Consider the following 18,986-nt stretch of genomic DNA (forward strand, 5'->3'; position numbering starts at 1 on the left):
GAAACGCGATCTCGCCACTGGCCCCTAAGGCCGATACAACCTGGAGTTCTCCCGCTGTGATTCCACCTGGTCAGTCGATGTGACGACGTAGCCAATCTCGCGCAGTGTCTCAGCTGCCGCTTCGTGAGCATCGCGCACCGCGGCCTTCAGTTGCAGGATGCGCCACTCCCGTAGATGTACATCAAGTACTTCTCTCCAGCCCTTCACGACATCAATGGCGAACTCCCGTTCCAGCAGGAGCAAAACGTCCTCCAGAGCTGGCCGCATCCGATGGCCGCCAACTGAGAAGTGCATTTCAGCAAGGCGTGGGAGCTTACGTGCCCTCATGCCGTTCCTCGGGCGGCCTTTCTTGTCGGCGAGCCGTAGCAGGTAAGCCATCTCGTCGCGATGGGCGTGAACGTGCAGGTGGGCGCCAGGCGGGTCATCCCAGTACCGCTCGTACTCATACCGGAGGAGCGGATCCGAGCTGCCTTCGTAGAAGACCTTCACCTCGGTCCTGTCGACTGCCAGATACTTGGCTGCACCGTCCCAACAGCAAAGATGCTGCACGAAGAGGTTCAGGCACCGCTCTTCGTTGATCCGAACAGGGATGCGCACGATCCGGCGATCGGATGCGAGCGGGGCCACCCGGATGCGATTGCCTACATTCTGTGCGGAGAACTGTGGGGAGTCCTCGCCGAGGACTCCCCGTGTCAGAGCGGTCAGTTTGTCGGCGAACTGTGTCGCCTTGTCGTCGAGGGTGGCCTCGTCAGCTGTCACCTTCGAGAAGGTAGTCGATGCCTTCGATGGTGTGCCAAACGTCCAGCTCATCCGAGCTGAGGCTGTATGCGGCGGCTCTGTCACGCAACGTCTCGTAGGTCATGCCGATCTCATCGAGTAGCCGCTTGCGCTGGGCTTGCAGCTCCTCGCGCGTCGTGTGGATCATCGTGGCCATCGCGCGCTCCTCAATCGGTTGGTGCGGACAGTCAAACAGGCTGCACTGACATTGACGCTAGAGCGCCACGAGGTGGTTCGCCAAACCGATGCCCACCGACCATGTACCCAGCGGGAGAGATCGAGTACCGTGCGTAGTCGTCTGGGTCTACGCGATCATGGCTCCGCCGGCTGCGCCGCACTGGCCAAGGGACTGTTGGACGAGAGTGATTTGGGCGAGGGTTACACCCACATGGCGCAGCGCCCCGCGTAGCACGACGACGTGACCGTGATCGGCTGCCCGGCGCTGGAGAAGCTCGGCAGTGAGGCTGCGGTCGGCGGCAGTTTCGAATTCCCACACAAGGCGAAGGCATCCTTCACTGATGCGGGCGGTAGCGACTCACTGGCCGAGGAGCTGTACAGCGACACCGGGGAGAGGCTCTCGGAGGGCGTGAGCCGGATCTTCGCGGCGCTGACCTCCTGCCCCACGTACCAGGTGCTCGTCGGTGCCACTCCCCGTAACGGTCACGGCCCAGAAGGTGCCTGTCCCGCGGTTGGGTGACGAGCGGTGGAGCCAGCTGCTCTCGTTCACCGCGGGCGGACGCAGCCAGGTCGCCAAGCAGACGGCTGTTCGTACGGGGACGGTGGTCGTGGTGCTCTCCGGCTCGTCCGCGCTGGTCGATGCCCACGTGGAGAAGGCACTCGACAGAGTCTGTGCCGAGCGGTGAGCCGGAGTCCGCTGACGTACAAGAGCCGTTCTTCTCATACGCCGACGGCGGCCCACAGGGTGGGCCGCCGTCGGCGCGTGGTCGGTCAGTTCTCGCCGTGCTCGGCGAGGTACTCCAGTGTGTCCTGCGCTGTGACGATCTTGACCAGGCGCTCGTACTCCGTGCGGTCCTCGTCGGTCATGATGGCGACAGCGTTGCTGACCACGGAGCCCTTGGGAAGCCTGGCGAAGTACTTCATGAGCAACTCGACGAAGGCGTCCTTCATCGCGTCGAGTTCACGCTCCCATTCGTCCTCAAGCCGCATCTGTGCCTTCGCGGCGGCTATCTCTGCCGGTGTCATGGTGGAGAGCAGCTGGTGCTCGGCGGTGGTGAATGGATGTCCGTCGAGGTGGTAGCAGCGCGACGGGTCCTCGTGACGGGCGAGGTCCAAGTCGTCCTCTTCATCACCGACTTCGGGGCGAACAGAGGAGGAGGGCATGGGCGGTTCCTTGTGTGGTGTCGCGAGTTCGGCTTGTGCTGGTGAGTGCTTCGAGGGCGGATCGGCAGGCGGTGCTCGGGGCATGGCGTGCATTGCCTTGGTCGAAGGAGCCGGTTGAGGAGGGCGGAAAGGCTTCGTGCCAGGGCTGTTGGGTGGAGGCCGGCGGTGGGAGTGCGACGCGCTCGGCCGCTGCTTGATGGGTGCTCGGGGTCACCGTGGCCGGTGCGGGCGGGATGACGGCGGCGCGGATGTCGGGGGTGTCGCGGCGGTGGCTCGCGCCGTGGACGGGACGTGGGCGATGCGGGGGCTGCGGGCTTGTGCGGCCCGTGCTTGGCGGCCGGGCACGTGCCGGTTGCCGAGGCGTTGGATGCGCCAGGTGAGGGTCCTGGCCGGGGACGTGGCGTCGTCCAGCGAGCGCCGCCCTGCTGCGTGGTGGAGGAGTTCGGCCGGGTCGTGCCCGGCTGCCTCGGCGGCGGCGAGGGTGGCGGCCAGGGACTCCCAGGCGGGTTCGGCGAGGATCTGCTTGGCGTAGGCCGGAACCGCGTCGCGGACGTGCTGGACGTACCGGCGGACGGCGCCGGCCGGAGGCTTGTGGGCGGCTATGGTCGCCAGGGGCGCGGGGGCTGTCTGGTCGTAGGCGGCCCGGAGGTGGAGCAGGGCTTGGCGGGCGGCGGCGACCTGCCGGTCGTGGTGCCGCTGCGCGTTGTGGCGCTGGACGGCGGTGACGACGAGTATGGCGGCGTCCAGGAGCATCGCCAGGCCGCTGCCGTCGGCGGGGTGGTGGCGCATCGCCTTGATTGCGCCGCGCAGTGCGCGGGCGTGCTGGTGGTCGACGCGGGCTCGGGTGTGGGCGGCGTGCTCGAAGGCGACGGCGGCCCGGTGGAGTTCGGCCTTCAGGTGGGCGGGGGCGTAGAGGGGCAGGGCGTAGAGGGTTTCGCCGAGGGCGACCAGGTGGGCCTGCGCGACGTCGGCGGGGCTGTGGTCGATGTGGTGGCAGATGTGTTCGGTGGCCATGGCGGCCTGGTGCCACGGGTTGGGGCGGCGCCCGGCCGGTGAGGGTTCGATGGGGGGAGCTTCGGCGGCGGCGAGGCGCTGCTGTATCTGGGGGAGGGAGAGGTCGGTGGCGAGGCTGGAGCCGGAGTAGAAGACGGGCTCGCCGTTGTCGTTGGTCTCGCCGGGCAGGGCGACCTTGTAGCCCTGCAGGTCGCCGGAGGGCAGAGTGCGGGTTTCGACCTGGAGGCCGGCGTCGGCGAGCAGGTTGAAGAACTCCTGAAGGTCCTCGGCGCGGGCGAGCGCCGTGCGGACGACGTGGCGAAGTTCCGCCCGTGTGTCCTTGCTGCGGCCGGTGCGCTTGGCCTTCTCCTGCTCGGCGCGGGTGGGGCGCTTGGCGGCGGGGGTGCCGGCGGTGGCCTGGCGTCCGCGGGGGACGCGGGTGAGGCCGAAGTCTTCCTCGATCCTGGTGAGTTCGGTCATGGCGCGGTGGTAGTCGTTCCAGTTGCGGGGCGGTCGCAGGTCCCCGCGCATCTTGGTGGCGACGATGTGGATGTGGTCGTCCGCGTGGCGCACCGCGATCCAGCGGCAGCCGTCCGGGTCGCCGGTGGGGGCGATGCCGGTCGCGTGCACGATGCGGCGCGCGATGTGTTCCCATTCGGCGTCGGTGAGGATGCGGTCCTCGGGCGCCGCGCGCAGCGAGCAGTGCCACACGTGCCCTGCCGGGGCCTGGTCGCCGGCCTGCTTGACGCGCAGGTCGAGGGCCTTGACGAGCTGGTCCATCCGCTCGTCGTGGTCGGGGCTGCCTTCGGGGCCGGGGTCGGGTACGAAGCCGTCCCAGGAGGCGACGATGTGCTGGTCGCTGTGCACGGTGGCTTTGCCCCGCCCCAAGAGGTACCTCAGTACGCCTCGGGTGTTGCTGCCCGGTTTGACGATGTTCGCGATCACGCCCGGCCCGCCTTCTGCCCGGCGGCCCGGTGAGCGGCCTCGTCCACGGCCTTCACCGCGTCGCGGGCAGTGGCCAGGAGGCGTTCGGCTCGGCCCAGGACGGCGGCGTCCACAGGGTGTGGATCACCGCCGGAGTTGAGACGGCGCGCTATCTGGTTGGCGTTGGTGCCGATCCGGGCGATCTCGGTGCGCAGGGCAGCGAATTCGTCGATGGCGTCGTCGTAGACGGTGCGCTGGTCGGGCAGGTGCGTCTCGCCGTTGACGAAGGCCATGACGACCGCGCCGACCAGGTGGGCGCCGGCGATGCCCATCGCCTTGGCCCTGGCCACGATCGCGGCCTTCTCGGCGTCGCTGTAACGGGCATCGACACGGGCCTCGCGACGGCCGTCGTCACAGCGTTCACGGCGGCGCAGGACACGATAGAGCGCGGCTTCGTCGGCAGCGCGTACGACAGGTGTCTGCTGCTCGGCAGCGACGCTTTCGCCCGCCCCCGACTCCTGCTCCGGCGCGCCCTCGCGCCGGAGCTGCTCCTCCGCGACCCCCGGCGCGGAGGAGTCCGCGTTGGACCGGCCGATGGACGGTCCAACGCCCTTGCTTGCTGCGCTGTTCAGGCCGGTGGTCATCTCCTGCTGAGACGTGGCGAGTTCGCGGTGTGGATCGTGCATGGGACGGTTCTCCGTGGGGTGCTGTTGTCGGGTGCTTCGCTTTGCGCGGCCTCGTGCCCCCGCGCTTGTCTGCGCGGGGCACGGGTGAGCCGGAAGGGCGGGGCGAAGGTGCGTTTGCGGGGGTCAGGCGGTGCCGGCGGGGGCGGTGTCGAGTTCCCTCTGCCGCTGGTAGGCGGCTTCGTCGAGCCCGTCGAGAGGTTCGGCCTCGAAGTCGTCGTACGCGGTGGGCTCGGCCTGGCTGGTGCGCTCGGCCTGCAGCTGGTCGCGCAGAGCACGGGCGCGTTTCTGGCCGATCCGTAGTTCGCCGCGCAGACGCTCGGCGGTCAGCCGGTCGTCGCTCCACTCGGCGGTCAGGAGTCGAGCTTCGTCGAGGATTTCGGCGTCGGTGCGGGTGCGGTCGGCGTTCGACTTGGCGGTGGCGCGGACCCGACCGGTCGCCCGACGCGGGGCGGCTCCGGTCGACTCCACGGCGGCGGCCGACCGGGGCGGTCGGGTGGCGGGGGCCGACTCGTCGGCCTGGGTCGGCCTCGTCACGGGCGCCTTGGCGACCTTCACGGGGGCCGACTCGGTCAGCTGCTCGGAGGCCGATTCGGCCTGGTCAGACGTCGACCGTGTGGCCTGCTCGTCGGCTTGCCGACTCTCCGACTGGGCAAAGGCTGCTTCGGCCGAGTCAGCCGACTCGGGGGTGTGGTGCAGCACCTTCGCCACGAGGTCCGACCCGAAGTAGATCGACCCGACCGGGAGCGAGGTCGCCAGCAGCACAAGGGCCCAGTTCGCAGGGTCCCAGTCGGCCAGTCGGCCCCACTGGACCGACTCGGTGTGCAGGGCCGGGATGAGGCCGTGTACGTAGTTCAGCAGGAGGCTGGCGATCGTGTAGGTCGCCAGGACCCGCAGCGCGAACTTACGGTCGTTACCGGTCAGCACGAGCGTGGCGACCAGCGCGAGGGCCATCAGCCCGTCGATGACGATCGGGTAGAGCAGGGCGGCGGTGGGGTCGGCGCCGATGGCGCGGGCCACGTCGGACAGCGCGTTCCACGAGACCCGGAAGGCCATGAGGACGACGGCCACCAGGCCGATGACGAGGGTGATGCGTCCATTGCGGTTCACGCGGCGACCTCCAGCGGGTGCGAGTGCTCGGCGGCCGGGGCGAGCGGGAGCAGAGTGATGCCGGCGCGGATGCCGAGGCTGCCGCGTATGGCTGCCGGGGCGCGGGGCAGGGGAGGGAGTGAGCGGCGTTCACGGAGGGGGCGTTCACGCGGGCCCCCTTCTAAAGGGGGCCCCGCGCGTGATCGCCTGGGCACGTGTACGACGTGGACGCTCGCGTGATCGCTCTACCTGCGGTTTCGCGGCGAGCGTGAGCGCTGTGAACGGTTCACGGCGGGGTGCTCGCGTGAGGGCCGCGTGTACGGTCGCGTGATCGCTCCGCGTTGGCCGGTGGCGGGGCTCAGCCGACGGCGGTGAGGTGGCGGGAGGAGGCGTAATAGCGGGTCTGCTGCCCGCCTCCGGCTCCTCCGGCGACGCCGTCGGCCCTGGTGGCCAGGCCGCTGTCGACCAGGCGAGCCAGGTGGCGCCGTGCCTTTTCGACGTCGGCCCGTTCGGGGTCACCTCCACCGATGAGGACGGTCGCCAGGTCGCGGGCGGTCATGCCGCCTGGAGCGTTGCGCAGCAGCACTGCGGGATCCTTGGTCGGGTCGACCGTGGTGGTGCCGCGCACATGGTCGTGGGTGACGTCCAGCGGGCCGACCTCACCGGTGGGGGTCTTGAGGTGGTGCAGGGTGACTGCAGGGTCGCCTGCTCGGCCGGTGACGAAGAGGACGCTGCCCGCGCCGGCGGTGATCCAGGTGGAGCCGTAGACCTGGTCCAGGCTGGGGCGCTGGCCGCGCGGGGCGTCGGCGGTGGCCTTGCGCTGGTGGTGCAGCTCCATGATCTCCACGCCGCCTCGCAGAGCGCGCATGCGGGCGTTGTGGAAGGCGACCGCGAGGCTGTCGTCGACCATAGTGCTCACCGCGTCCTTGAGGCTGTCGATCACGATGGTGTCGGCCTGGTGGGCGGCGGCGAGGTCGGCGAGGAGGTCGGGCTCCTTGTCGAGCGTGGCGGGCAGTGGCCCTTCCCAGACGACGAGCCGCTCACGCAGGATCGCCTCGTCGGTGTCGAAGACGCGGCGGGCCATGGCCTTGGCGATCTGCTTGGGCCGGTCCATGGCCAGATAGAGCACCCGCCTGCTGGCGGCGACCGGCATCTCCAGGACGGTCTCCTGCAGGCCGAGGCGGGCGAAGATCACCTGGTGGGCCAGGGTGGTCTTGCCGACACCGGGTGCACCCACAATCATCAGGCTCTCACCCGGCGCCCAGACGGTCTTGTCCCGGGTGCCCCACAGGGGCTCGGCGTCCGCGCCGGTCTCCTTGACGAAGGACCACCCGTCGGTGGCGAAGCGGTTCAGACGTCCCTGGCCCGAGGCGAGGGCCTGCTCGCGCTCGGCCCGCATCTCCGCCTCGACCTCACTGCGTATCGCCTCGGGGTCGGCACCCGGCTCCTGGGCACGCTGGACGGTGCGTACCGCGGAGGCGAGCAGGCGGCGGAGGTTGGCCTTCTCACGGATGATCTCCGCGTGGTGCTCCGCGCTACCGGTGCCGTAGTGCACGTCGGCGAGCTGGTGCAGGTAGGGACGGCCACCGACACGCTCCAAGTCGCCTTGCTGCTGGAGCAGCTCGGTGAGGACGATCGGGTCGGTCGGCCTGTCCTCGCGGTGCTGGGCGAGGAGCGCGCGCCAGATCGTCTCGTGCGCGGGCCGGTAGAAGGCGTCCTCGCCCAGGATGGGCCGGACCACGTCGATGATGTCGGCTTTGTGCATGCAGGCGCCGAGGACCGCGCGCTCGGCGTCCACATTGAAGGGAGGCTCCATCGGCGCGGGGGCCTCGTCGAAGCGGGATGGCATCTGGGACGGCAGGGTCGTACCCTGAGGCATAGAGCTCCTCACCCGGCAGGCCACTATGGGGCGGCAACCCCGGCCGGTGCCGGTTTCGATCGTTCAGGGATGGATGGTTGTGCGGTGGAGCCTCTACCTCGGCCCCGGTGTTCGTCGCACCGGGGCCGCTTGCGTGTGCGGGTCCGTCCACCGCTGTACGGCGGACTATGATCATAGCCCAGGTTTTCGGAAGCGCAACGCCTTGCATTTCACTCCGCAATGATGTTTAGTTGTGGACGCTCGCCCCAGTGGGCCCGGTCGTCGCGTGAAGGGAGGTGCGAATGAGTGGTGAGGAAGGTGCGGAGCGCGCCGGCCCGGGTCGTCCGATGCCGGAGGATCACGCCGCCGCACGCATCAAGCTGGAGCGCGAGGTCCGCGGTTGGAGCACCGTGAAGCTCGCCGAGGAGATGGCCGCTGCCGGCCATCCGATCAACCAGTCGGCGATCTGGCGCATCGAGAGCGGCAAACCCCGTCGCAGGGTCAACCTCGACGAGGCGCTCGGCTTCTGCAAGGTCTTCGACATCACCATGCAGGACCTGACCGGACCGCCAGGAGAGCTGGCCACGCCCCGCATCCGCCAGCTCGCCCACAAGTACGTCCAGATGACGCTGGAATACCGCCAACTGCGAGCGGCGATCGACCGGAACCAGATGCACCTGCACGAGATCCAGATGGAACTCGACGCCTACGGGGACAAGGGGCCCGAGCAGAGAGGACAGGTCGACGAACTCCTCCGGCTCGAAGAACGAGCCGCGATGAGAAGCCTGCACCCTTCCCAGGCACACCGGCGAAACCAGGGGCAGCCACCCGCCGACGAGTAGCCGGCCGTTGCCCCACCCACGGCGCTACGAACGCCAAGAAACCCCTAAGCGCGGCGACCCCCGTCGCCGACGATCACCCAACCATCCATCCCTGAACGACACCACCGGCCAGGCCGACGGGAGTTGCCGCTCCCGCGACGCCGCAATGCCGGGGGAGGAGACACCTTGTCGCAGCCCGCCCTGCCCATATCCCAGATAGCCCGGCTCCTGGACGTCCCCGAAGACGCCCTGCGCACCCTGATGGCCGAGCGGCGAACCGCCGGCGACACAACCCTGGTCGCCCTCACCGTCGCCGAGGCCGCCCGCCGGATCGGCATCGGCCGCACCAAGCTGTACGAGTACATCTCCTCCGGGGAGATACGTTCCGTCAAGATCGGCAGCCTGCGCCGCATACCCGCCGAGGCGGTCGGTGAGTTCCTAGCCCGTCGCTTTCGGGCCTCGGACTTCGACGCCGCGGCCTGAGGCGGGCGCGCATGGCAAAGCCCAAGAAGCCCAGCACGTCCCGCCAGCCCAACGGCGCCTCGTCCATCTACCTCGGCAAGGACGGACGCTGGCACGGTCGCGTCACCGTCGGCGTCAAGGACGACGGCACCCCTGACCGCCGCCACGTCAGCCGCAAGACGCGTGCCGAGGTCACCAAGGTTGTGCGCGAGCTGGAGAAGCAGCGCGACTCCACCGGTGTTGCCAAGGCTGGCCAGACCTGGACGGTCCAAACTTGGCTGACCCACTGGGTCGAGAACATCGCCGCGCCCAGCGTCGGCGAGAACACCATCGACGGCTACCGCGTGGCGGTCTACCACCACCTCATCCCCGGCCTGGGCGCACACCGCCTGGAGAAGCTGGAGCCGGAGCACCTGGAGCGCTTCTACCGCAAGATGCAGGCAAGCGGCAGCGCCGCCGGCACCGCCCACCAGGCGCACCGCACGATCCGCACCGCGCTCAACGAGGCCGTACGCCGCCGCCACCTCACCACCAACCCGGCCTCCATCGCCAAGGCCCCCAAGCTCGAAGAGGAGGAGGTCGAGCCGTACACGGTCGAGGAGGTCCAGCGCCTCCTCCTCGAAGCGGGCAAGCAGCGCAACACCGCCCGCTGGGTCATCGCACTCGCGCTCGGCCTGCGTCAAGGCGAGGTTCTTGGCCTGAAGTGGGAGGACGTCGACTTCGCGAACGGTGTGATCCTCGTACGCCGAGGACGCCTGCGGCCCCGATACAAGCACGGCTGCGGCGACAAGTGCGGACGGAGCAAGCCCGGCTACTGCCCGCAGAAGATCAACATCCGGCGCGAGACCAAAGACACCAAGACCCGCGCCGGCAAGCGCCCTATCGGCATGCCCGAGGAGCTGCTCAAGTTGCTGCGGCGGCACAAGGAGGAACAGGAGCGAGAACGAGCGCTCGCCCGTGACCTGTGGGAGGAGAAGGGGTACGTGTTCACCTCGCCGATCGGCGAGCCGCTCAACCCCAACACCGACTTCCACAAGTGGAAGGACCTGTTGAAGGCGGCGAACGTCCGTGACGGACGCCTCCACGACGCCCGTCACACCGCGGCGACCGTGCTACTCCTCCTTGGTGTCCCAGACACGGTTGTTGACCGGATCATGGGCTGGGAGCCCGGCAAGTCCGCCCGGATGCGCAGCCGGTACCAGCACCTCACCAGTTCCGTTCTCCAGCAGACCGCCGCGAAGGTCGGCGCCCTGATCTGGGGCTCAACACCTCACCAATTCCCGTCGACACCTGGAGGTTCCGTACCTGGCTTGAGCCAGAGCCCCGAACCAGCGGAGCCGGTGGTGTACGTGGCCTGTCTCGGCGAACGGTATGTTCCGTTCCTCCACCACGAGCACGCCCAGGCCGTGGTCTCCCAGTGGGGCGCCGATCACCCCGGTAAGCCTGCGCACGTGGAGGAGTGGGACCGGCCACAGTGGGAGCACGAGGGCCCTGGTGGCGTGCGGGCTATCCGTGACCGGATTCCTGACCGCCGGCTCGTTCATCATGCCCACGCCGTGTTTCTGCCCGGTGGCGAACGTCTCAACATCGGCCGCGATGAGCAATGGTCCGTGCTGTCCTGGGAGTTCGAGACCGAGCTGTACACGGACCTGCCGGTCCGGTGGCACACCACACGGCGCCCAGGCCAGGAAGTAGAGGCTCAGGTTCGTGGTACGGACAAGGGTGCCGTTTATACGGCCTATGCCGAGGCGTGCGCACAGGCTGTGGATCGGTCGAGGAACCCTGCCAGATACGGCGATGCGGTAGGTCGCTAACTTTCGTCGCCGATCCGGCCGTGAGTTTGCACGGTCGGATCGGCGACGCCTCTTTCTTGTCGGACTGCAACTAATTGTGCCGTTCAGCGGCTACACGGATGGCTTGGCGTATTCCTAGATCCACAGCGCGATCGTCCGCCAGCTCGGCGAAATGACGCGCGGATTCCGGATGGTCGCGAAGTGCAGGGGCCACGATCCTCGCGACGTCTCCTCTCAACGTGCGCAGCCAAGACCTGATGGCGTCTTGTGGGCGCCACTGATCCCAGTTTCCGTCCCATTCGCACATGGCACGGATGGATTCATCGAGGAGGTCCCATTCATTGCTGCTGGCCGCACTGATGGCTACTCCGTGAAGCCACGTGACGGCGCGCGCCGCTTCACCAAATTGCACCGGATTAGTTCCGTTGCCATCCACGTGCTTGGCCAATGCTCTCAATAGGGTGACGGCTTGCCTGGAGTTGCGAGACATCGATGGTACTGCGAGCTCTGGCTGCAGCCGAGGCAGAACATCTAGGTGCAGACCGTAGTCGTCCGGGTGGCTAGCGATGAGTTCAAGGAACGCGTCGGTGGTATGGGACTCTCCGGAATTGGCGGCATCAAGCAGTGTCTCGGCACGTGCTACGGCTGGCTCATGAGGCTCGCTGAATTCGCGATCGATGAGATCTAGCAGCTCGTCGATGCTTTGTGGCCTACGCTCGGCTTCCTGCTGCGTCGCAGCTCTGACGATGTTCCTCCAGGGCCCGGGCGGAGGAAGCAGTTCAACATTCGTTTGGGGTATCTCGCCGGTGACAGCCCATGCGATCACTCGCCCGAGGCTGTAGATGTCGCTGGCAGCCGTGGCGTCTTCGTGAGGCTTTATGAAGAGCTCGGGGGCTGCGAATCCTTCGGTGCCGATAAAGTGGCCCGTCCGGCCGACTTTGGTCGTTTGCCCCCGTGGCCGCCGCACCACTCCCCAGTCTGCGAGGGTCCACCGGCCGTCGAGGAGAAGCATATTCGAGGGCTTGATGTCGCGGTGCATCCAGCCTTGTTGGTGCGCCATATCTAGAATGGAACCCATGGAGCCGATCAGTTCACGCAGATTATCAGATTCTCGCAGTTGTTCGTGCTTCTCCTCGGCCGTCGCTTCAGCCAGTGGCATAATGAACCATCTGTGATCCTGCTCAAAATCAAGGATCGGCATATAGTTCGGGTGGTCATTCAGTAGCTCGGCTATATCGATTTCTCTGCGCATTCGAGCGCTGGGGTTTTCCCGTTGGGACAGTCGCCGCTTGAATGCCACTTCGATGCCCGAATTCTTATGTGAGGCGCGGAATACCGCCGCTTGGCCGCCTTCCTCGATGGGGACGCGGTCAAGGCTGTAGTCCTTCTTTATGCCCCGCCCTTCTCGAATCACCTCTCGGTAACGGTCAAGGTGTGGTGGAACTTGTGTCAGATCGCCCCACAACTTCAGGAGAGGGCTGAAGGAGTGCGATAGTATTCTCTTTGCGAAACCCTCAATGAATCCCTCGATGGACATATCGGCGCGAGGTTCGTAGAGCGATGGAATCTCGCCGTTGGTGGAGGAGACGTAGGCGATTTTGTCGTAGAGTCCGTCGCTGTAAAACTGCTCAAAGGTCTCGGCTAGCCGCTGCTTGTGTGACGGTCCGCCGCGTGCTGCGCCGCTTTCTCCCGGCCTTCGCGTTGGGGCGTTTACGCGGTCGCTTTCTTCAAGGATGAAGAAGAGTCCGAGGTAAGGTCGAAAATCATCATCGTCGTGCTGCCTGACGGAAAAGGCGATCGAGGTCAGATCTTGGATTCGATTATTGACATTATTCGTAGATCCTGGCTGCCCGCCGAGTTGCGTAAAAGTAGCGGCTGCGAGTGGAATGCCGTCCCTGCGAACCACCAGGTCCCATGCCGAACCACCCAGGCCGTACGCTCCCGGCAGCGTGGCGTCGCGGCCGACCTGGATCCAAGAACGATCGACGCCACGCTCGACGAGGGCTTCGATCACATACTCAGTAAGACGGGCCCAGGGGTGCCGCACTGTCGCGGCACTGGCTGGGGAGCCATCCGGGCCGGTAGCGCTGTGGCGTACTTCACGATGCCTACTCGCATCTGCCCAGAAGGTTCGAGCTGCTTCCCTTAGCGCCTCGGCCACCTGGCTACCCCCGCTGAGTGTTGATCACGGCCATCGCCCTAGAGGCTACAGACGAGGGCTGACACTGGCCCGGGACAGGTCGCGCTCCGGGCCAGCCATGTATGGGGCAGGTCAGAACAGTCCGTCAGTGTGCTGCTGGCTGGCGTTGGCCGCGGGGATCCCCAGCGCTTTCATTTCTGCGAGCCGACCCGTGATCGCTGCGGAGAAGTGGCGCCAGTCCAACGCTTCCTCGGGCTCTCCAGGGCTGGGGTTGTCCCTGGAGGAGGTGATGTAGCAGGCCGTGTTGTAGAGCCCTTCTTCCAGCAGCCTCTTGCAGAAGATCGCGAAGCGGTCTTGGTAAGACGTGCCCTGCCAGATGTCCTCCGGGGGGTACGCAGGGTTCGAGGCCAGGCGGACCGCGTTCCTTGACTTGGGGTGGTCCTCCATGATGAAGAAGTAGCCGAGCCAAGGCCGTGATCCGGGGTACCACTCCGTGAGTGCTGCACGTTGCAGGTCGACTGCGCTCCCCAGCGCTTCCTCGACCCGGTTGTTGTAGTTGTTCGAGAAGGAGGGGCCACCGAGAGCTTTGAGTTCGAAGGCGGCGATGAGGGTTCCTTCGTGGGCGATGACTATGTCCCACTTCTTCAACGGGCGGTAGTGGCCTGGAAGTTCGAGATCCTTGTCTACACGGATCGATTCCTTCGGATACCCCGCCTCCAGGAAGAACTTGGCGATCAGACCGGCCACGCTGTCGAAGTGCTTGCCGCCGCGGACAGATCCCGCGGTGCCGGCACCAACAGCATTTTTGATGGCTGAAAGATCGTTCTGTGACGCTTTGGCCCCCCAGTACTGAGCGATAGCGTCCTCGAAGTCTTGGCGGGTGACCGTCAAGATCCGTTCCCTCCCTAGTCGGGCAGCTCGACGAGTCCGTAGACACGCAGGGCGGCCTCCGTGGCAGCCTTCACGTCGCGCTTGTCGAACGCTTCCGCTAGGGCGGTCTTGTCGCTCTCGCTGATTGCTTCCGGATGGGGCACGCGGATCTTGCGGAGGTACTGCGCCTGGAAGCGGAGCGTTCCCCCTCGCATCTTGACCGCGTACGCCTCCACGAACGCTTCCGCGACTTTGGACAGCAGTAGGCCACCGAGTACCCGCATGTCCCAGAGGTCCGAGACGATGAAGTACAGGTTGTGGTGAGGGTACAACTCGCCTTGATCCAGGACCGGATGGATCGTCAGCTTCATGTCCGGAAACAGCAGCTTGGGCCGTCGCGTCAGACGGTGGTCGACCTTATCGATCGTCTTGAACCAGCGCTTAGGCTGCTTGACCGCGATGTAGCGCTTCCGCAAGGCAGCCCCGTGCTCCTCGAAGTACGCGGCGAGCCGCGGGTAGGCGGAGAGCTCGACCAAGTCGCCTTCGGCCGTCCACGGGTTGACCAGGTACGTACCGTTCCAGTTGAGCGTGCCGCTCGTGGTGTCGCGGACCATGGCCATGGGCAGCAGCCGGTCGCTCTCGACCAAGTCCTCGTCCTTCGTGAGGAAGACCTTGTCGGCGCCAGTGGCGATGCCGATACCGACACGCGTCCCGGTCTTGTCGTCCTCCAGCAGCCGGAAACGCTCGGTGAGTTCCTCCAGAACCGCCAGTCTGGCCGGCGAGGCCGCCGGCCACGAGTCCTCGTCCGGGAACCAGTGCGGCATGCGGGCGGCTTGGAACGTCGTAGTGGTGACCGACTCCGATGCGGGCTTTGCGTGCCAGTCGGCGAACTCGCGGGCTTGGATTCTGCCGAACGCCCGAGTCGTGTCCGCTGCCACTGCTTCGCCCTGGGGCCGGTTCGAGATGATCGTGATCGCCGGGTAGGCCGAAACCTGATCTTCGAAAGCGTCCACGTCGTGCATGACCAGGGCTAGGTCCATGCTGAAGTGGCTGGTCACCAGCTGGCGGAGCCGACGGCCGTACTGGTTCCGCATCCAGCGGTCGGCGCAGATGAAGCCCAGTCGCCCTCCGGGGTTGAGGCTTCGCAGAGCGACCTCATAGAAGCCGACATAGATGTCCGCTCTGCCACCCATGGTGGAGCAGGCTCTGCGGTAGGCCGCCATCCGATCGTCGGGGACGTCTTCAAGACGGATGTACGGAGGATTGCCGACCACGTAGTCGGCTCGGTGGTCTGCATCGGGTTGGAGAAGGTAGTCACCTTGTTTGACCCAGGCGGCTGCCACCTGGCGGGCCTCCTCGGTTTGCCACCCCTCTTCCACCAGCTGCTCCTCGACGACTACACGGCTCTGCGCCACGTTGCGATCCAGTAGGTCCAGAGCTCGGACCGCTGCGAGCGCATCTTCGAGCGGGCGATTGTGCGTGCGGCACGAGGCACTGATTCGCGAGGTGACGGCGGCAAGGAACGCACCTGTGCCGCAGGCCGGCTCGACGAGCTTCGCGTCACAGAGGTCCTTGTCGGCCGTGTAGCCGAGGAGGTCGAGGATCAGGTCGACCACCCAGCGTCGCGTGAAGACCTCGCCGTGCTCCACAGCCTCCGCGGGAAGGGCGGGAAGCGTGTGCAGGTCGGTGTCAGAGAGCAGAGGAGTGGTCACGCTCCCGACCCTACTAGGGAGGAATCCGGCCACGGACTCCGTCCACGAACGAGTGGCGTTGGCGTCGAGCCACTTTCAGATAGCTCTTTCGATGGCCTTGTACTGCTCTGCGAGCTGTCCCGCACATGACCTTGATCACCTATTCATTAAGGGCTGACCGACTCGACGAGAGCTCGCCGAAGAACGCTCTGAGCCCGTCCGTTCTCCTAGGATGAGTCCCCTTACATGCGGCGGTTGGACTGTGCGGATGGGGGCTGGCGCGTGGCTGTGGTTGTAGAGCCTGTGGTGACTGAGGAGAAGCTGCGGGAGCTGTTGGCGGAGGCGTCGGAGCAGAGAGCTCTCGACTACAAGGAAGCGCTCGACTTGTCCGAGCGGCGTGACCTGGTGGATATCGCCAAGGACGTTGCGGCTATGCAGGCCGAGCCCAGTGGCGGATACCTCGTCATCGGCGCTGACGATCACGGCAACCCCACCGGTCGGCTTTCCGAGGACCAGACTCGTGGCTTCGACGAGGCGACGCTGCGGCCCAAGCTGCAGAAGTACATCCCGACGCTTACGATGCACACGGCTGCCCACTGTCTCGACGGCAAGTGGCTCGTTCTGCTCTACGTCGCTCCCAGTGCGGATGGATGTTGTGTCTTCCAGGTTGAAGGCACCTACCAGGACGGCAAGAAGCAGGTCACCGTCTTTCGTGCTGGTGACGTCTTTGTGCGACACGGCACTTCCAGTGAGCGGTGGAAGCAGAGTGACGTGGTCGGCGTGTGGCAGCGGGCCATTGCGTCTCGTAAGGAGACCTGGCGGCGGGAGCTGCGCCAGGAACTCGAAGCCCAGGGAGCTATCGGAGCGGCTGCCCAGCACGTACGTCAACAATCGGTTTCGGCTCTCACCTGGCAGCTGGACCAGGAAGTGTTCGAGGCCGCGGTGCTGGAGTACCTGCGCGCCGAGGACGACATCCCGCTTCGACAGTTCTTGCTGTCCGCCCCGGCACAGGCCCGAGAGCTTCTCACCACCACGCCTGAAGACCTGCCCACCCTGCTGAATCGCGTGGCCAGCTTCACTGCCTTGAGCCTCGTCCATGAGCGAACGCAGTGGGCCACCAAGGGCACGGACTCCTTGCTCTCCATCTACAACCTCGGCAACGACCTTCCCGAGTCCGCCCAAGATTCCCTCACTGGGCCGCGCCTGTGGTTGTCCGTGCTGGAGCGGGTCTACGGGCTTGGCGGTCTTGCCGTTCGGCTACAAGACTGGCCAGCGGTCCGAATACTCGCCGACCGACGGGGAACCAACCAGGGCTTCGACTGGTTCGGCAGTTGGCTTCGCCACGGGCTGACGACGGCTTCCCGCGCCGGTCTACTTGCCTCCGGTGCTTCGCACAGCTCGGGACTGATCGCGGCAGCCCACAACACGGTCCGGGAAGTGCCGGCCCTTCATCCTGACGCCTCACCTGACGACGACGCCGTGCTCAACAGCCTGTGCCAGTTCGATGCGCTCGGCGCGCTGGTCGTTATGGGGGCAACGGGTAAGGCGGCAACTCGCAACTTCTATACGAATTTCGCTCGGTACATGACACAGCGCACCGAGCCTGCACTGGTCGCTATCACCCGCGACGCTGGGATGCGCCAGACGCTCTTCGATGGCAGCCCTGAGCTGCTGGAGGAGAGCCTGAAGCTCCTGGTGCAGATGGCTGACAAGGAAGGCTTTGGCTACAACGGGTGGACCGGTGTCAGCGACCCGCATCTGCAAGAACTTGTGTACGACTGAGCAGACCAGCGGAGCCGATTGGGCCGTACTTTCGGCAGATTGACTAGGGCCAGAGTGGTCATCGCAGGTCGAGGATGTCGATTGGGTCCTGGTGGCACGGGCTCTCCTGGCCCGGATCGAGCCCGGTCGGATCCGCCAGCGCTTACGCCGGGAGCGTCGGGTTGCCCTGCCGTGGTGGGCTGCTGAAAGAGGCCCGGGCTCGACACTGTGACCTGTTCGACGGGGCGGGCGCTACAGCCCATCCGCCCAGGTCCGCAGCCGTCCGCGCTGGGAACTGAGACCAAAACTGAGACCACGCAACGACGAAGGTCCCGACCACTCAGCGGTCGGGACCTTCGTTTCGGCTGGTCAGCCATGGCGGAGGATACGAGATTCGAACTCGTGAGGGGTTGCCCCCAACACGCTTTCCAAGCGTGCGCCCTAGGCCTCTAGGCGAATCCTCCGCCGGAAACATTACATGACCGAGAGGAGTGCTCGCGAACTCGTTCCCACCCGCTGACGTCGGGTACTCTTTGCGGAGCCCCTCACGCGGCGCTATCTGACTGAACTCCCCCAGGGCCGGAAGGCAGCAAGGGTAGGTCGGCTCTGGCGGGTGCGTGGGGGGCGCTTGCGTTCCCGGGCGGGGTGGGTTGTCAGTGGGCGCCTATAACCTCGTATGCGTGTCGTCTCTCGCGCTGTACCGCCGCTATCGCCCGGAGTCGTTCGCCGAGGTCATCGGGCAGGAGCATGTCACCGACCCGTTGCAGCAGGCGCTGCGGAACAACCGGGTCAATCACGCGTACCTGTTCAGCGGGCCGCGCGGCTGTGGCAAGACGACCAGCGCGCGGATCCTCGCGCGGTGTCTGAACTGTGAGCAGGGTCCTACGCCGACCCCGTGCGGAGAGTGCCAGTCGTGCCGCGACCTCGCTCGCAACGGCCCCGGGTCCATCGACGTCATCGAGATCGACGCCGCGTCCCACGGTGGTGTGGACGACGCGCGTGAGCTGCGGGAGAAGGCCTTCTTCGGGCCGGCCTCCAGCCGCTACAAGATCTACATCATCGACGAGGCCCACATGGTCACGTCGGCCGGCTTCAACGCGCTGCTGAAGGTCGTCGAGGAGCCGCCGGAGCATCTGAAGTTCATCTTCGCCACCACCGAGCCCGAGAAGGTCATCGGGACGATTCGGTCGCGGACCCATCACTACCCGTTCCGCCTGGTCCCGCCGGGGACCCTGAGGGACTACCTCGGCGAGGTCTGCGGCCGGGAGAACATCCCCGTCGAGGAAGGCGTCCTCCCGCTCGTCGTGCGCGCGGGCGCGGGGTCCGTGCGTGACTCCATGTCCGTCATGGACCAGCTGCTCGCCGGGGCGCGGGAGGAGGGTGTGACGTATGCCATGGCCACGTCCCTGCTCGGGTACACCGACGGCTCGCTCCTCGACTCCGTCGTGGAGGCCTTCGCGACCGGTGACGGGGCCGCCGCCTTCGAGGTCGTGGACCGTGTCATCGAGGGGGGCAACGACCCCCGTCGGTTCGTCGCCGACCTGCTGGAGCGGCTGCGTGACCTCGTCATCCTCGCCGCCGTGCCGGACGCCGCCGAGAAGGGACTCATCGACGCCCCCGCCGACGTCCTGGAGCGCATGCAGGCCCAGGCCGGCACCTTCGGAGCAGCGGAGCTCAGCCGCGCCGCCGACCTGGTCAACGAGGGACTGACCGAGATGCGGGGCGCCAACTCGCCCCGGCTCCAGCTGGAGCTGATCTGCGCGCGCGTGATGCTGCCCGCGGC

General features: G+C 66.6%; 16 protein-coding genes, 1 tRNA gene, 1 other RNA gene and 1 pseudogene. 8 read left to right on the plus strand and 11 right to left on the minus strand.

Annotated elements, in window-relative coordinates; translation table 11 throughout:
- Window positions 1–24: 24 nt before the first annotated feature.
- Both L0P92_RS19615 and L0P92_RS19620 read right to left on the minus strand, forming a co-directional pair.
- Window positions 25–759, minus strand: coding sequence for a hypothetical protein (locus tag L0P92_RS19615; RefSeq protein WP_234764095.1), 735 nt, complete (start codon window positions 757–759; stop codon window positions 25–27).
- A complete protein-coding gene (locus tag L0P92_RS19620) occupies window positions 749–934 on the minus strand; it encodes a hypothetical protein (RefSeq protein WP_045558086.1) in 186 nt (61 codons plus the stop codon). Before L0P92_RS19620 ends, L0P92_RS19615 begins: the two co-directional genes overlap by 11 nt.
- Window positions 935–1,195: 261 nt before the next feature.
- Between L0P92_RS19620 and L0P92_RS19625 the strand changes: the two genes are divergently transcribed.
- Complete coding sequence (locus L0P92_RS19625; RefSeq protein WP_234764096.1) at window positions 1,196–1,474, plus strand: hypothetical protein; 279 nt, start codon at window positions 1,196–1,198, stop codon at window positions 1,472–1,474.
- On the plus strand, window positions 1,467–1,640 hold the full coding sequence (locus tag L0P92_RS19630; protein WP_234764097.1) for a hypothetical protein: 174 nt from the start codon (window positions 1,467–1,469) through the stop codon (window positions 1,638–1,640). The genes L0P92_RS19625 and L0P92_RS19630 overlap by 8 nt, the downstream gene beginning before the upstream one ends.
- An 85-nt stretch (window positions 1,641–1,725) precedes the next feature.
- Here L0P92_RS19630 and L0P92_RS19635 read toward each other — a convergent pair whose 3' ends face one another.
- The 5 genes from L0P92_RS19635 to L0P92_RS19655 all read right to left on the minus strand — a co-directional run bounded on the left by L0P92_RS19635 (window position 1,726) and on the right by L0P92_RS19655 (window position 7,686).
- Window positions 1,726–2,118, minus strand: coding sequence for a hypothetical protein (locus L0P92_RS19635; protein ID WP_234764098.1), 393 nt, complete (start codon window positions 2,116–2,118; stop codon window positions 1,726–1,728).
- Window positions 2,119–2,328: 210 nt separating this feature from the next.
- Window positions 2,329–4,056 carry a relaxase/mobilization nuclease domain-containing protein gene (locus L0P92_RS19640; protein ID WP_234764099.1) on the minus strand — a complete coding sequence of 576 codons (1,728 nt, stop codon included), beginning with the start codon at window positions 4,054–4,056 and terminating at the stop codon, window positions 2,329–2,331.
- Window positions 4,053–4,721, minus strand: coding sequence for a plasmid mobilization relaxosome protein MobC (gene mobC, locus L0P92_RS19645; protein WP_234764100.1), 669 nt, complete (start codon window positions 4,719–4,721; stop codon window positions 4,053–4,055). Before mobC ends, L0P92_RS19640 begins: the two co-directional genes overlap by 4 nt.
- Window positions 4,722–4,844: 123 nt before the next feature.
- Window positions 4,845–5,828 (minus strand): DUF2637 domain-containing protein, encoded by a 984-nt coding sequence (locus L0P92_RS19650; RefSeq protein ID WP_234764101.1) that lies wholly within the window; start codon window positions 5,826–5,828, stop codon window positions 4,845–4,847.
- Window positions 5,829–6,165: 337 nt separating this feature from the next.
- Window positions 6,166–7,686: a DnaB-like helicase N-terminal domain-containing protein gene (locus L0P92_RS19655; RefSeq protein ID WP_234764102.1), complete on the minus strand. Its 1,521-nt coding sequence runs from the start codon at window positions 7,684–7,686 to the stop codon at window positions 6,166–6,168.
- 281 nt (window positions 7,687–7,967) lie between these two features.
- Here L0P92_RS19655 and L0P92_RS19660 point away from each other — a divergent pair, with 281 nt between their 5' ends.
- The 3 genes and pseudogenes from L0P92_RS19660 to L0P92_RS19670 form a co-directional block, all read left to right on the plus strand.
- A complete protein-coding gene (locus L0P92_RS19660; protein WP_234764103.1) occupies window positions 7,968–8,507 on the plus strand; it encodes a helix-turn-helix domain-containing protein in 540 nt (179 codons plus the stop codon).
- Between the two features lie 165 nt (window positions 8,508–8,672).
- Window positions 8,673–8,969 carry an excisionase family DNA-binding protein gene (locus L0P92_RS19665; RefSeq protein ID WP_234764104.1) on the plus strand — a complete coding sequence of 99 codons (297 nt, stop codon included), beginning with the start codon at window positions 8,673–8,675 and terminating at the stop codon, window positions 8,967–8,969.
- Window positions 8,970–8,980: 11 nt separating this feature from the next.
- A pseudogene (locus L0P92_RS19670) lies at window positions 8,981–10,207 on the plus strand (tyrosine-type recombinase/integrase); the annotation flags it as partial.
- Between the two features lie 625 nt (window positions 10,208–10,832).
- Here the strand turns inward: L0P92_RS19670 and L0P92_RS19675 are convergent.
- The 3 genes from L0P92_RS19675 to L0P92_RS19685 form a co-directional block, all read right to left on the minus strand.
- Entirely contained in the window at window positions 10,833–12,755 is a 1,923-nt protein-coding gene (locus tag L0P92_RS19675) for a serine/threonine-protein kinase (protein WP_234764106.1), read from the minus strand.
- Window positions 12,756–13,013: 258 nt separating this feature from the next.
- Entirely contained in the window at window positions 13,014–13,772 is a 759-nt protein-coding gene (locus L0P92_RS19680) for a PaeR7I family type II restriction endonuclease (protein WP_051783757.1), read from the minus strand.
- A gap of 14 nt (window positions 13,773–13,786) precedes the next feature.
- Complete coding sequence (locus L0P92_RS19685) at window positions 13,787–15,463, minus strand: Eco57I restriction-modification methylase domain-containing protein (protein ID WP_234764107.1); 1,677 nt, start codon at window positions 15,461–15,463, stop codon at window positions 13,787–13,789.
- Between the two features lie 285 nt (window positions 15,464–15,748).
- Here L0P92_RS19685 and L0P92_RS19690 point away from each other — a divergent pair, with 285 nt between their 5' ends.
- Window positions 15,749–17,224 carry an AlbA family DNA-binding domain-containing protein gene (locus L0P92_RS19690; RefSeq protein WP_234764108.1) on the plus strand — a complete coding sequence of 492 codons (1,476 nt, stop codon included), beginning with the start codon at window positions 15,749–15,751 and terminating at the stop codon, window positions 17,222–17,224.
- Between the two features lie 355 nt (window positions 17,225–17,579).
- Here L0P92_RS19690 and L0P92_RS19695 read toward each other — a convergent pair.
- Window positions 17,580–17,667: transfer RNA gene (locus tag L0P92_RS19695), tRNA-Ser, on the minus strand.
- 72 nt (window positions 17,668–17,739) lie between these two features.
- On the opposite strand from L0P92_RS19695, the gene ffs reads away from it, so the two are divergent.
- An RNA gene (ffs, locus tag L0P92_RS19700) (signal recognition particle sRNA small type) lies at window positions 17,740–17,838 on the plus strand.
- Between the two features lie 45 nt (window positions 17,839–17,883).
- A partial coding sequence (locus L0P92_RS19705; RefSeq protein ID WP_234764109.1) for a DNA polymerase III subunit gamma and tau occupies window positions 17,884–18,986 on the plus strand: 1,103 nt, incomplete at its 3' end.

The sequence above is a fragment of the Streptomyces muensis genome, assembly GCF_021474425.1.
GTDB classification, from domain to species: domain Bacteria; phylum Actinomycetota; class Actinomycetes; order Streptomycetales; family Streptomycetaceae; genus Streptomyces; species Streptomyces muensis.